Raw genomic sequence first — 13,277 nt, 5'->3', positions numbered from 1 at the left:
GCGGAGGGTGCCCTTTCGGGAGCCTTTTGCGTGGGGAAAAACTTTCCGTTCTTTCGGACCCAAGAGGACCTTCGCGCGTGGAGATTTCCGCCGGTATTCAGGCTAGCCTAGCAGGGCGTTATGCCGTCGCCCTATTCGATCTCGCATCGGAGGCGGGCAATGTCAGTTCGGTCGAATCCGACCTTGAAAAGCTCGGTTCCGCCCTTGGCGAATCGGCCGATCTCGCGGCACTGATCAAGAACCCCGAAGTCAGCCGCGCCGATCTCGGCAAGGCGATGGGTGCGCTTGCCGGGCTGCTTGGCCTCGACATGCTGACCAGCAATTTCCTCGGCGTGCTCGCCCAGAACCGCCGCCTGGCGGAACTGCCCGCGATGATTCGCGCTTTCGCCGCCATCGCCGCCGCCCAGCGCGGCGAAGTCACGGCCGAAGTCGCCAGCGCCCACCCGCTTTCCGAAGACCAGGTCGCCAGCCTGCAGGAAAAGCTCAAGGCCCGCGAAGGCCGCAACGTGAAAATCCGCACCAACGTCGATCCCGACCTTCTCGGCGGGCTCGTTGTGACCATCGGTTCCAAGCGGATCGACAGCTCGATCCGCACCCGTCTCAATAGTCTCGCCCACGCGATGAAGGGCTGATGCCAAAAGGCTCGATGAAAGGCTGAACATGGAAATCCGCGCCGCAGAAATCTCCAAGGTCATCAAGGACCAGATTGCCAGCTTCGGCACCGAAGCGCAGGTCAGCGAAGTCGGCAGCGTGCTGTCGGTCGGTGACGGTATCGCCCGCATCCACGGCCTCGACAGCGTCCAGGCCGGTGAAATGGTCGAATTCGCCAACGGCGTTCAGGGCATGGCGCTGAACCTCGAAGCCGACAACGTCGGCGTCGTGATTTTCGGCTCGGACGCCGAAATCCGCGAAGGCGACAGCGTGAAGCGCACCGGCACTATCGTGGACGTTCCCGTGGGCAAGGGCCTGCTCGGCCGCGTGGTCGACGCGCTCGGCAACCCGATCGACGGCAAGGGCCCGATCGTGGCCGACAAGCGCATGCGCGTGGAAACCAAGGCTCCGGGCATCATCCCGCGCAAATCGGTGCACGAACCCGTGCAGACCGGCCTCAAGGCCATTGACGCGCTCGTTCCCGTTGGCCGTGGCCAGCGCGAACTGATCATCGGCGACCGTCAGACCGGCAAGACCGCTGTCGCGATCGACACCTTCATCAACCAGAAGGGCCCGAACGCCGGCGGCGACGAAAGCAAGAAGCTCTACTGCATCTACGTCGCGGTCGGCCAGAAGCGCTCGACCGTGGCGCAGATCGTGCGCCAGCTCGAAGAAAACGGCGCGATGGAATACTCCATCGTCATCGCCGCCACCGCTTCGGAACCGGCTCCGCTCCAGTACCTCGCGCCCTACACCGGCGCCACGATGGGTGAATTCTTCCGCGACAACGGCATGCACGCCGTGATCGTGTACGACGACCTTTCCAAGCAGGCCGTCGCTTACCGCCAGATGTCGCTGCTGCTCCGCCGTCCGCCGGGCCGCGAAGCCTATCCGGGCGACGTGTTCTATCTCCACAGCCGCCTGCTCGAACGCGCGGCGAAGATGAACGACGAAAACGGCGCCGGTTCGCTCACCGCCCTGCCGATCATCGAAACCCAGGCGGGCGACGTGTCGGCCTATATTCCGACCAACGTGATTTCGATCACCGACGGCCAGATCTTCCTCGAAACCGGCCTGTTCTATCAGGGTATCCGTCCGGCCATCAACGTCGGCCTCTCGGTCAGCCGCGTCGGCGGTTCGGCCCAGACCAAGGCGATGAAGAAGGTCGCCGGCTCGATCAAGCTGGAACTCGCGCAGTACCGCGAAATGGCGGCTTTCGCGCAGTTCGGTTCGGACCTCGACGCCGCGACGCAGAAGCTGCTCAACCGCGGTGCGCGCCTGACGGAACTGCTCAAGCAGGCCCAGTTCTCGCCGCTGCCGTTCGAAGAGCAGACCCTGTCGATCTTCGCCGGCACCAACGGCTACCTCGATGCTCTGCCCGTCGACCGCGTGACCGAATACGAAGCCGCCATGCTCAGCTTCATGCGTTCGGAACATGCCGACGTTCTGGCCCTGATCCGCGACACCAAGGACTTCGGCGATGATGCCAAGGCCAAGACCGTCGCTGCGCTCGACCAGTTCGCCAAGCAGTTCGCCTGAGCCACACTTAACAGGGAGCCGTCATGGCCTCGCTTAAGGAACTCAAGGGCCGGATCAACTCGGTCAAGTCGACCCAGAAGATCACCAAGGCCAAGCAGATGGTTGCTGCCGCGAAACTGCGCAAGGCGCAGGCCGCGGCAGAAGCCGCGCGTCCCTATGCCGAACGGCTGGCCGACGTGATGGGCTCGCTCGCCAGCAAGATCACGGTTAGCGAAAACAGCCCCCGCCTGCTTGCCGGGACCGGCTCCGACCAGCGTCATCTGCTGGTCGTGATCAACACCGACAAGGGCCTGTGCGGCGGCCTCAACTCCAACGTCGTCCGCGCCGCGCTGGCCAAGGCCCGCGCGTTGCAGGCCGATGGCAAGTCAGTCGCTTTCTACCTCGTCGGCAAGAAGGGCCGCGCTCCGATCCGGCGCGCGTTCCCCGATGCGATCATCGGCGGTTTCGATACGTCGGTGGTCCGCACGCCGGGCTACGAGGAAGCAGAAGCGATCGCCAACGAACTGGTCGGCCTCTACGAAGGCGGCAAGTTCGATATCGCGCATCTGGTCTTTGCCACGTTCAAGTCGGCGCTTGTTCAGGAACCGACCGAGCAGCAGATCATCCCCGTGCCCGCCCCGAAGCAGGCTGCTGAGGACAACTCGGGCGCCGTGGTGGAATACGAGCCCGATGAGGAGGAAATCCTCGCCGAACTGCTGCCGCGCTATCTCAAGACGCAGCTCTTCGGTGCGCTGCTGGAAATCGCCGCATCCGAACAGGGCGCGTCGATGACGGCGATGGACAACGCCACGCGCAACGCGGGCGATCTGATCAACAAGCTGACCATCCAGTACAATCGCAGCCGTCAGGCCGCGATCACCACCGAACTCATCGAAATCATCGCCGGCGCGGAAGCGCTGTAAGAGATCACAGGCAAGGATAAGACCATGGCCACCGCCCCCGTTCTCAACAAGACCACCAACGGCACCATCAGCCAGGTCATCGGCGCCGTCGTCGACGTGACCTTCGAAGGTGAACTGCCCGCCATTCTGACGGCTCTGGAAACCGACAACAACGGCAACCGCCTTGTTCTCGAAGTTGCTCAGCACCTTGGCGAAAACACCGTCCGCACCATCGCGATGGACTCGACCGAGGGCCTGACCCGCGGGCAGAGCGTGACCAACACCGGCGCGCAAATCTCCGTGCCGGTCGGCCCGAAGACGCTCGGCCGCATTCTCAACGTCGTCGGCGAACCGATCGACGAACGCGGCCCGGTCGGCGCCGACCAGTTCGCCCCGATCCACGCCGAAGCCCCGGCTTTCATCGACCAGTCGACCGAAGCCGCGATCCTCGTCACCGGCATCAAGGTGATCGACCTTCTCGCGCCTTACGCAAAGGGCGGCAAGATCGGTCTGTTCGGCGGCGCCGGCGTGGGCAAGACCGTGCTTATTCAGGAACTGATCAACAACATCGCGAAGGGCCACGGCGGCGTGTCCGTGTTCGCGGGCGTTGGCGAACGGACCCGTGAAGGCAACGACCTCTATCACGAATTCCTCGACGCGGGCGTTATCGCCAAGGACGCCGAAGGCAACCCGACTTCCGACGGTTCCAAAGTGGCGCTCGTCTTCGGTCAGATGAACGAACCCCCGGGCGCCCGCGCTCGCGTCGCTCTCTCGGGTCTGACGATGGCCGAATACTTCCGCGATCAGGAAGGCCAGGACGTGCTGTTCTTCGTCGACAACATCTTCCGCTTCACTCAGGCGGGTTCGGAAGTGTCGGCTCTGCTCGGCCGTATTCCTTCGGCCGTGGGTTACCAGCCGACCCTGTCGACCGACATGGGCCAGCTGCAGGAACGCATCACCTCCACCACCAAGGGTTCGATCACCTCGGTGCAGGCCATCTACGTTCCGGCCGACGACCTTACCGACCCTGCGCCGGCAACTTCGTTCGCCCACCTCGACGCAACGACCACGCTTTCGCGCGCCATCTCCGAACTCGGCATCTACCCGGCGGTGGACCCGCTGGACTCGACCAGCCGCGTTCTCGAACCGCGCGTCGTCGGTGCGGAGCACTACGAAACCGCTCGCCGCGTTCAGGAAACGCTGCAGAAGTACAAGTCGCTGCAGGACATCATCGCCATTCTCGGCATGGACGAACTGAGCGAAGAAGATAAGACGGTCGTGGCCCGCGCGCGCAAGATCCAGCGCTTCCTGTCGCAGCCGTTCCACGTGGCCGAAGTCTTCACCGGCATCCCGGGCAAGTTCGTCCAGCTCGAAGACACCGTGAAGTCGTTCAAGGCGGTTGTGGACGGCGAATACGACCACCTGCCGGAAGCGGCCTTCTACATGGTCGGCGGCATCGAAGAAGCGGTCGAAAAGGCCAAGAAGCTGGCCGAGGACGCCTGAGGCCATGGCTCTGCACTTCGAACTCGTCACGCCGGCCAAGCTGGTCCGCTCCGAGGACGTCTACATGGTGGTCGTTCCCGGTTCGGAAGGCGAATTCGGCGTGCTGGAGGGCCACGCGCCCTTCATGTCGACCATCCGCGACGGCGCCGTTCAGGTCTACAAGACCGAAAACGCCCAGCCGGAAGAAATCCAGGTCCGCGGCGGCTTCGCCGAAGTGGGAGCCAACGGCCTCACCGTCCTGGCGGAACATGTCGACGGCTGATCGCCACCGGCATATCGGATAAAGGAAGGGCGCCCACCGGGCGCCCTTTTCTTTTGGGAGTTTGCGGTGTGCGAGGAAAGTCCCGCGTCATCTCCCTTCCTTCGTCATGCTGAACTCGGTTCAGCATCCACCTCTCCCCGCAAGCGGTTTGCCAATCGGAGAAATGGCCGCTGAATCAAGTTGGCGCTTATTCCACTGGAACAAGTAACCTTCGTCATTCCCGCAGGAATCCAGCTGCAACGGCGGAACGGGATTTCCGCTTTCGCGGGAATGACGAGGGGGGAATATTTCTAAAGAAGATACATGCCAATCAAGTTCAGAGTGACGGGGGAGCCCCCGCCAAGCGATCACCGCCTGCCATACGTCGGCGCATGAAAATCGGCGGGCTTGTTCGCAACCCATGCGACAAAGCGGGCAATCGGTTCACAGCGCAGGATCGCCTCCCGGTCCGCGCCCAGTCTGGCCAGTTGGGCATTGGTCAGATGCGCGTGGATCGTGCGATGGCAGATCGGGTGCAGCGGTACCACCGCCCGCCCGCCTTTCTGCCGTGGCACCGGATGATGCCATTCCCTCTTCCGCCCCAGTTCCCTGTGGCACAGCCAGCACTGTTCCCCGGCCTCGTTCATCGGAATGACAGTAAAACTCCCCTTCCGGCGCGGCAAGACGCCAACCGTCATCAAGGCAGTTCCGCGCCATCGCGCATCCGCCCATTCCACCACATGTAGAGCCCTGCCGCGACGATCATCCCCATGCCGAGCAGTGTCGCACGATCGAGCCGATCATCGAACGCCAGCCAGCCCATCACGGTCGCTCCGAGCAATTGCATGTAGGTCATCGGGGCCAGCGTTCCCGCCCCGACCCGGGTCGTGCCTTTGAACACCAGCCAGTGTCCTATCGTCAGCACCACGGCCACAACGATGCATTTGCCCACCACGATCACCGGCGGCTTCCCGACATGGAGTGCGGGAATCCCGCTCAGGTGCCCGGCAGCGACAATCACGCCCAGCGTCACCGTGGCGATCGCCGTGATCGCGAACTGCATCGCTATCGGGCTTCCCAGATGGGCGACCATGCGGTTGCCGATCATGGTGAGGCTCATACCCAAGGCGGAAATCAGCGGCAGGAATGCCACCCATCCCAGTTCGAGCAGACTGGGCCGGATAATCACCAGAACGCCGGTGAACGCCACGAACGTGGCGATCCAGGTTTCCTTGCGCGCCGGTTCGCGCAGGAACAGCGGGGCCAGAAGCCCGGTCAGCATCGGCTGGGTGAACGTGATCGCCGTCGCTTCCGCCAACGGCATCAGCATCACCGCGGTGAAAAAGGCCGGGGCAGCGCAGCCCACCCCCACCCCGCGCATGATCTGGATGCCGGGCCTCGGCAATGCGAACCCCCGGCGCCCTTCCCGCAGCGCGAGAATCAGGCCAAGCCCCAATGCCGCAATGAAATAGCGCAGGCCCGCCAGCGCGATCGGCGCCCATTGTCCGCTCATGCTTTTCACGATGGTATCACCCACCGGGAACAGGGCAAAGCCCAGCGCCCCGTACAGCAGGCCCATCCGCTCATTCTGCCGCAACGCGTCTATCCCCTGCCAGCCCCAGAGGCCGCTTACTGCATCGCGCGGAAAGTGGGCAGCCGTTTTTCCGTCACAGGCCACAACAGGGCTGAAATGGCGGCGTTAGGAAGTTCTCAAAGATTTTATCATTAATAACGGGCAAACGCATCGGGAGGACCCGATGGCCGCAGTGTCTTGCAGGGGTGAGAAATGACAGCATTCGGGCGAAAATCCGGGCTTGGCAGGGCCAATGCAGCCAGCGGGCGGCCTGCATTCGGACTCGCGCGGCCCATGTCCGGCCCCGCCGTTCAAGCGGCCAACACTCTCCATCCGGTGGAGCCCGAACCATTTCCGCTCATCTCCGAAGCCAGCGATCCAGACACGCAGGCCGCCGGGCTGCGCACCGATAGCGCGGTCAGCGAGGCAATGGCCCGGCTGGCCGACCGGGCCAATATCGCCGTGCCGGGCGAAGCAGCGAACGAAGGGTTCGAAGCCAGCGTCCACCGGATCAAGGAGCAGGTCCTCCCGCCGCTGCTCGAACGGGTCGATCCCGAAGCGGCGGCAACGCTGACCAAGGCCGAATTGTCCGAAGAGTTCCGCCCGATCATCGTCGAAGTGCTGGCGGAACTGAAAATCACGCTGAACCGGCGCGAACAGTTCGCGCTGGAAAAGGTTCTGGTCGACGAGCTGCTGGGCTTCGGGCCACTTGAGGAACTGCTGAGCGACCCGGATGTGACCGACATCATGGTGAACGGTCCGAACCAGACCTACATCGAAAAGAAGGGCAAGCTCCAGCTCGCCAAGATCAAGTTCCGCGACGAAGGGCACCTGTTCCAGATCGCGCAACGTATCGTGAACCAGGTCGGCCGCCGGGTGGACCAGACCACGCCGCTGGCCGATGCCCGGCTCAAGGACGGCAGCCGCGTCAACGTGATCGTGCCCCCGCTCAGCTTGCGCGGCACCGCGATCTCGATCCGCAAATTCTCCGAGAAGCCGATCACGCTCGACATGCTGCAAGGCTTCGGTTCGATGAACGACAAGATGTGCACCGCGCTGAAAATCGCGGGCGCGAGCCGAATGAATATCGTCATTTCGGGCGGCACCGGCTCGGGCAAGACGACGATGCTCAACGCCCTGTCGAAAATGATCGATCCGGGCGAACGCGTGCTGACGATCGAGGACGCGGCCGAACTGCGCCTGCAACAGCCGCACTGGTTGCCGCTGGAAACCCGCCCGCCGAATCTCGAAGGCCAGGGCGAAATCACCATCGGCGATCTGGTGAAGAACGCCCTGCGTATGCGCCCGGACCGGATCATCCTGGGCGAAATTCGCGGCGCGGAATGTTTCGACCTGCTGGCCGCGATGAACACCGGCCATGACGGTTCGATGTGCACCCTGCACTCCAACAGCCCGCGCGAATGCCTTGCGCGTATGGAAAACATGATCCTGATGGGCGACATCAAAATCCCCAAGGAAGCGATTTCACGCCAGATCGCGGAATCGGTCGATCTGATCGTTCAGGTGAAACGCCTGCGCGACGGTTCCCGCCGCACGACCAACATCACCGAAGTGATCGGCATGGAAGGCGAAGTGATCGTGACGCAGGAACTGTTCCACTTCGAATATCTGGACGAAAGCGAAGACGGCAAGATCATCGGCGAATTCCGCAGTTCGGGCCTGCGCCCCTACACGCTGGAAAAAGCGCGCGAATACGGGTTCGATCAGGCCTATCTCGAAGCCTGCCTGTAAGTCTGTGAAAAGGGATTGATCGCCGGTTAGGCGCGGCTAAGGCAGGGGCCATGTCCGCCGCGCCGCCGCAACAACGCCCCGTTCTCGCTCTGGCCATCCGCATCGCGGCCGTGGCGATGCTGGCAACGCTGATGGCGCTGGTGAAACTGCTCAGCCAACGCGGCGTCAGCTTCATCGAAATCATGTTCTGGCGCCAGTTCATCACGGTGCCGCTGATCCTCGGCTTCGTGATGATGCAGGGGCAACTCATCCGGCTCCGCACCAGCCGCGTCACCCACCATTTCCGCCGCGCCATACTGGGTCTTGCCGGCATGGCGATGACCTTCGGCTCCGCCATTCTCCTGCCTTTGGCCGAAGCGCAGGCACTGCAATTCACCGCGCCGCTGTTCGCCACCATCCTGTCGGTCTTCCTGCTCAAGGAAAAGGTCGGTGCGTGGCGGCTTTCGGCACTGTTCATGGGCTTTGCCGGGATTCTCGTCATCACTCAGCCGGGCGAGATCGCGATCCATCCGCTCGGCCTCGCCGCCGGGCTCGGCTCCGCTTTCGCGATCGCGCTGCTGTCGATTCTGATCAAGGATCTTAACCGGTCCGAAAAGCCGCTGACGATCGTGTTCTATTTTGCCGCATTCACCACTCCGCTGCTCGCGCTTGGCCTGCCGTTCGTCGATATGGCGCACGACACCGGCACCTGGCTGCTCATTCTGGCGATGGGCCTGTGCGGGCTGGTCGGGCAAATGCTGCTGACGCTGGCCCTGCGCCTCGGCCCCGTGTCGAGCGTGATCGTGATGGACTATACCGGGCTGGGCTGGTCGGCGCTTTATGGCGTGCTTCTGTTCAGCCAGTATCCACCCGCTGCGACCTGGATCGGTGCGCCGCTGATTGTCGCGGCGGGCTTGCTGATCGTCTGGCGCGAACATAGCTTGCAGAAAGCCGAACTGCATGCGGAGAACATGCTCGGGCGCTGAACGGCCGGAGGAACTCGGGCGTTCACCCTGCGTTTTTCTTGCATGACGCAATGCAGAGGCAAACAACGAAGAAGGACAAGTCGATGATCCGCAAATTCATCCTGGCTCTCGCCCTCGGGGGTGTGGCCCTCACCGCAACGGCCTGCAACACCGTCAAGGGCGTCGGGCGCGATATCGAATCGGTTGGCGACGCGGCCGATCGCGCCATCTGATCCGGAAATCGAGGCCACGCAGTGAAGCCGCGCCACCCGGCCGGTTTCACTGTTTGCGATAGATCAGCATGAGATTGTTGGCGGGCATCACGGTTCTGCGTGCCCGGCCAAGGCCATTTCGTTCCGCCAGCCGGTCCACCGCCGCCAGATCGCGCAGCCCCCAAGCGGGATTGCGGGCTTTCAGGCTGGCGTCGAACGCCTCGTTGGAAGGCGCCGTGGCTACATCCTCTTCACGATAAGGCCCATAGAGCAACAGAGGCGCCCCTTGTGGCAAGATACGAGCCGCGCCTGCGAACAGGCCCTCAGCCGCTTCCCACGGGCTGATATGGAGCATGTTGATGCACAGCAGCGCATCGGCATAGGCGATAGGCCATGCGGCGCTGGCCGCATCCAGCGCCAGAGGCGAGCGCAGATTATCCAGCCCGCTCTCCTCCCGCCAGGCTGCGATGGAATCCCGGGCCGCCGCATTCGGATCGCTCGGCTGCCAGATCAGTGTGGGGAAGCGGCGGGCGAATGCCAGCGCATGTTCGCCCGTTCCGCTGGCCACTTCCAGAACAAGGCCGGTTGCCGGCAATTCCTCGGCCAACACCGCCGCGATAGGCTCGCGATTGCGCGCCGCCGCGGGCGCATGTTGCTTCATGGCTTGCGGGCCGCCCGCCGCGCCGCGCGTTCACGCAGGATTAGCCACAGCAGCAGGCCCGACGGCCCGGCCAGCAGCACCAGAAGCAGGACAATACCCTGAATAGTCCGGGAAAAGCCCTTGGCATCGGCATCGCGCGCGATCCACAGGCCGATGAAGAGATCGAACGCCAGATAGTGTATCCAGCCGATCACTACTCCGGCATCGTTGGTGGAGATCGCGCGCAGCCCTTCCACCGTGAAGAAGCTCACTGTGCTGGTATAGGGCCCACCGGGATCGGCCAAGCCGGTCAGCACCGACACCAGCCCCAAAACGTAAGTCAGGCTCAACACGCCGACGCCAGCGTAAAGCACCAGCGATAGAAGGAACGGCCGCCGGGGCAGGAAGATCAGAATGGCCCAGCCAACCAATGCCACCGCCGTCGCGAAACCCAGATACGCCTGCCACATGCTCGAACCCTCCACCTTTTGAGGATGCGTAGCAGCATCGGGGCGGATCAGGCCAGTTTCCCGTTCCCGCCCTTACCTACCTCGCCTTGTTCAATGGCTGCACGTTCGGCCCGGCTGCGTTCCAGCCGCCGCGCCGCGCGCATCAGCGCGTCATATTCATGGACGAAACGGCCACCGGCCTTTTCCTGAGCCAGATCGAGAATTGCCTCCGCCATATGCGCGGCGGAAATGGAGCGGAACCGGCGCATTCCGCCGTGCAGGAACAGGTCGAGCACGCGGCTCAGCCGGGCCAGCCATTGTTCACGCGGGCGGGGATCCTCCACCCGTTCCCCGCGCAACTGGCCGGGGCGCAGGATATCCAGCCGGACGAAACGCATCTTTTGCAAAGCGGCTTCCACTTCGCCTTTCACCCGCATGTAGAGATGGCGGCTCGATCGATCCGCCCCTATCGCCGACACGCAGATGAACTGGCGGATATTGGCGTTCTTGGTCGCCTGCGCGACATCCAGAACCAGCTTTTCGTCCACCGCGCGAAACGCCGCCTCATCCTCGCCCGCCTTGGCCCAGGTCGTGCCCAGGGCACAGACGACGCAATCCGGCTGGAGCGATTCGATGATTTCCGCCCAGTGCTCGATCCCGGCGACGAACATTTCCATCCGCGCCCCTTCGGGCAAGCCCACGCGGCGCCGGGCCACGGCGGCCAGATGGATATCGTCATCGCCCACGGCGCATTGCATCACCGCCCGGCCGATCAGCCCGGTGGCGCCGATCAGAAGAATCCGCCGCCTAGACATTGCGTAGCCCGTCCGGCGCCTCGCCGAAAATCTCGGCATAACGATCGATGGCGAAGCGGTCGGTCATGCCGGCGATGAAATCGGCGATATGGCGGCTGCGGGCCGGTTCCTCGGCGGGCAGCGCCCCGGCCCAGCCACCGGTCATCAGCACCGGGTCCGCATCGTAGGCATCGAAAAGCGAGGCGACGACGTGGTCCGCGCGCTCCGCCGTGGCCAGTTGATCGGCGTGGTTGTAGAGCCGGGCATACATGAACCGCTTGAGCCGCCGTTCCTCCGCCGCGACGGCAGGCGAAAAACCCACCAGAGCGCGCCCGGCCTGCCGCACATCGTCCGCCGAAGCGATCCCCCCGAGCTGCGCACGGGTGTGATCGAGCAGATCGTTCACCATCAAACCTATCTGTCCCCGCACCAGTTCGCGTAGCTGGCTTTCGCGCGAAGCATGGGGGAAGCGCTTTTCGACCACCCGCCACTGATCGGCGACGAAATCCAGCGTCAACAGGTCTTCCAGTTCGAGGAACCCGGCGCGCAGGCCATCGTCGATATCGTGGTTGTCATAGGCAATATCGTCGGACAGCGCCGCCACTTGCGCTTCGAGCGAAGCCCAGCTTGCGAGATCGAGCGGGAACGCGTCGTCCAGTTCGCGCAAGGCCCAGGTCGGCGCGGCCACGGGGCCATTGTGTTTGGCCAGCCCTTCCAGCAGTTCCCATGTCAGATTAAGGCCGACATGATCGCAATAGGGGCTTTCCAGCCGCATCAGGATACGCATCGCCATCGCATTGTGATCGAACCCGCCATGCGCGCGGGTCGCCGCGTTCAACGCGTTTTCCCCCGCATGCCCGAACGGCGGATGGCCGATATCGTGGGCCAGACACAGCGCCTCGGTCAGATCCTCGTCCAGCGCCAGCGTGCGGGCGATCACCCGGCCGATCTGCGCCACCTCGATGCTGTGCGTCAGCCGCACCCGATAATGGTCACCATCCGGCGCGATGAAAACCTGGGTCTTGTGGCGCAGACGGCGAAAAGCGATGGAATGGATGATTCTGTCGCGGTCGCGCTGAAACTCGCTGCGGGGCCCACGGGTCCCGGCACGGTCTTCAGGAAATTCGCGGCCGCGCGTTTGCGCGGGATCGGAGGCGTAAGGCGCGCGGTTCATGCGGCCCCGACCTAGGCCGGGGCGCACAGCATGGCAACCCGGCCCGGCCCGGAATCGGCGTTCAATCCTCGCCCAGAATCCAGGCCGCGCCCTTTTCCGCATGGATGCGGGTGCCATCGTAGATCGGCAGGACATTGGCATCGACATCGACCACCAGTTCCAGTTCGGTGGCTGCCAGCACGATCGCGCGGGCGCCTTCCTGCCCTTTCACGGTGATGATCGTTTTCAGCGTGCGTTCCGCGTCGCGGGTCACTTTGCCGCAAGTCAACTGGTTGTAGATGATCCGATCCAGCGTTTCGAGGACCTTGAGATCGGGCGGCAGGAGATCGACCCCGTGCGCGACCAGCCGTTCGCGATAGAAACTTTCGGTCATCACGTTGCTGGTGCCCAGCAGCGCCGCGTTGCGCGCGCCGTCGCGCGCCATGCGTTCGCCCACGCAATCGGCGATATGCAGAATCGGGATATTCACCGCCGCGGCCACCCGATCATAGACCTTGTGCATCGAATTGGCCCCGATCAGCAACGCGGTCGCGCCCGCCACTTCCAGCCGCAGCGCCGCGGCGGTCAGGATACGCGCCGCCCGGTCCCAATCCTCGCTGCTGCTCAGACCGCACAGATCGGTGAAATCCAGATTTTCGATCAGCATCGGCGCGCTGGCATGCGGGTTGCGCCGCGTCTGAATGATGCGGTTGATCTGTTCGTAATAGGTGCGGGTCGAGATCCAGCTCATGCCACCGATCAGGCCGAGTTTGCGCAAAGGTTTGTCCTGTTTGTTCAAAATGAAAGCCACGCTCTCTAGTTCACTATGGCGCTGCCAGCGGCAAGCCGTCACCAGCGCCGCAATGCCCAAACGAGGGGACAATGCGGCCACCCGTGGCGCCCCCGTGCCCCGAGTGCTCCCCCCTTGTCAACAAGAGGGCGGCC

General features: G+C 63.6%; 15 protein-coding genes. 8 read left to right on the top strand and 7 right to left on the bottom strand.

Annotated features, from left to right (window positions below; translation table 11 throughout):
- The first annotated feature begins 77 nt into the window (after positions 1-77).
- The 5 genes from K5X80_RS07725 to K5X80_RS07705 are packed head-to-tail and all read left to right on the top strand — an operon-like array spanning position 78 to position 4,836.
- Positions 78-632, top strand: coding sequence for a F0F1 ATP synthase subunit delta (locus K5X80_RS07725; protein ID WP_222560261.1), 555 nt, complete (start codon positions 78-80; stop codon positions 630-632).
- Positions 633-660: 28 nt separating this feature from the next.
- Positions 661-2,190 carry a F0F1 ATP synthase subunit alpha gene (atpA, locus tag K5X80_RS07720; RefSeq protein ID WP_222560260.1) on the top strand — a complete coding sequence of 510 codons (1,530 nt, stop codon included), beginning with the start codon at positions 661-663 and terminating at the stop codon, positions 2,188-2,190.
- Positions 2,191-2,213: 23 nt separating this feature from the next.
- Entirely contained in the window at positions 2,214-3,092 is an 879-nt protein-coding gene (locus K5X80_RS07715; RefSeq protein WP_222560259.1) for a F0F1 ATP synthase subunit gamma, read from the top strand.
- Between the two features lie 24 nt (positions 3,093-3,116).
- Positions 3,117-4,574, top strand: a complete 1,458-nt coding sequence (gene atpD, locus K5X80_RS07710; RefSeq protein WP_222560258.1) for a F0F1 ATP synthase subunit beta — start codon at positions 3,117-3,119, stop codon at positions 4,572-4,574.
- Between the two features lie 4 nt (positions 4,575-4,578).
- Complete coding sequence (locus K5X80_RS07705) at positions 4,579-4,836, top strand: ATP synthase F1 subunit epsilon (RefSeq protein ID WP_222560257.1); 258 nt, start codon at positions 4,579-4,581, stop codon at positions 4,834-4,836.
- 347 nt (positions 4,837-5,183) lie between these two features.
- Here K5X80_RS07705 and K5X80_RS07700 read toward each other — a convergent pair whose 3' ends face one another.
- Both K5X80_RS07700 and K5X80_RS07695 read right to left on the bottom strand, forming a co-directional pair.
- Positions 5,184-5,462: an HNH endonuclease gene (locus K5X80_RS07700; RefSeq protein ID WP_261390673.1), complete on the bottom strand. Its 279-nt coding sequence runs from the start codon at positions 5,460-5,462 to the stop codon at positions 5,184-5,186.
- Positions 5,463-5,512: 50 nt separating this feature from the next.
- Complete coding sequence (locus K5X80_RS07695; RefSeq protein WP_222560256.1) at positions 5,513-6,412, bottom strand: DMT family transporter; 900 nt, start codon at positions 6,410-6,412, stop codon at positions 5,513-5,515.
- A 189-nt stretch (positions 6,413-6,601) separates the two neighbouring features.
- On the opposite strand from K5X80_RS07695, the gene K5X80_RS07690 reads away from it, so the two are divergent.
- The 3 genes from K5X80_RS07690 (at position 6,602) to K5X80_RS07680 (ending at position 9,317) form a co-directional block, all read left to right on the top strand.
- Positions 6,602-8,140, top strand: coding sequence for a TadA family conjugal transfer-associated ATPase (locus K5X80_RS07690; RefSeq protein ID WP_283249253.1), 1,539 nt, complete (start codon positions 6,602-6,604; stop codon positions 8,138-8,140).
- 50 nt (positions 8,141-8,190) lie between these two features.
- Positions 8,191-9,105, top strand: coding sequence for a DMT family transporter (locus K5X80_RS07685; protein WP_222560254.1), 915 nt, complete (start codon positions 8,191-8,193; stop codon positions 9,103-9,105).
- Between the two features lie 83 nt (positions 9,106-9,188).
- Positions 9,189-9,317 carry an entericidin A/B family lipoprotein gene (locus K5X80_RS07680; RefSeq protein ID WP_222560405.1) on the top strand — a complete coding sequence of 43 codons (129 nt, stop codon included), beginning with the start codon at positions 9,189-9,191 and terminating at the stop codon, positions 9,315-9,317.
- 46 nt (positions 9,318-9,363) lie between these two features.
- Here K5X80_RS07680 and K5X80_RS07675 read toward each other — a convergent pair whose 3' ends face one another.
- The 5 genes from K5X80_RS07675 to K5X80_RS07655 form a co-directional block, all read right to left on the bottom strand.
- A complete protein-coding gene (locus tag K5X80_RS07675) occupies positions 9,364-9,957 on the bottom strand; it encodes a DUF938 domain-containing protein (protein WP_222560253.1) in 594 nt (197 codons plus the stop codon).
- A complete protein-coding gene (locus tag K5X80_RS07670; RefSeq protein WP_222560252.1) occupies positions 9,954-10,406 on the bottom strand; it encodes an abscisic acid-deficient protein Aba4 family protein in 453 nt (150 codons plus the stop codon). Before K5X80_RS07670 ends, K5X80_RS07675 begins: the two co-directional genes overlap by 4 nt.
- Positions 10,407-10,453: 47 nt before the next feature.
- Positions 10,454-11,200: an NAD(P)H-binding protein gene (locus tag K5X80_RS07665; RefSeq protein WP_222560251.1), complete on the bottom strand. Its 747-nt coding sequence runs from the start codon at positions 11,198-11,200 to the stop codon at positions 10,454-10,456.
- On the bottom strand, positions 11,193-12,353 hold the full coding sequence (locus K5X80_RS07660; protein ID WP_283249252.1) for a deoxyguanosinetriphosphate triphosphohydrolase: 1,161 nt from the start codon (positions 12,351-12,353) through the stop codon (positions 11,193-11,195). Before K5X80_RS07660 ends, K5X80_RS07665 begins: the two co-directional genes overlap by 8 nt.
- Positions 12,354-12,414: 61 nt before the next feature.
- Entirely contained in the window at positions 12,415-13,110 is a 696-nt protein-coding gene (locus K5X80_RS07655; protein ID WP_283249290.1) for an aspartate/glutamate racemase family protein, read from the bottom strand.
- Positions 13,111-13,277: the final 167 nt, after the last annotated feature.

It is taken from the genome of Caenibius sp. WL (genome assembly GCF_019803445.1).
In the GTDB taxonomy this organism is placed as follows: Bacteria; Pseudomonadota; Alphaproteobacteria; order Sphingomonadales; family Sphingomonadaceae; genus Caenibius.
This window is presented reverse-complemented; position numbering and strand designations above follow the sequence as displayed.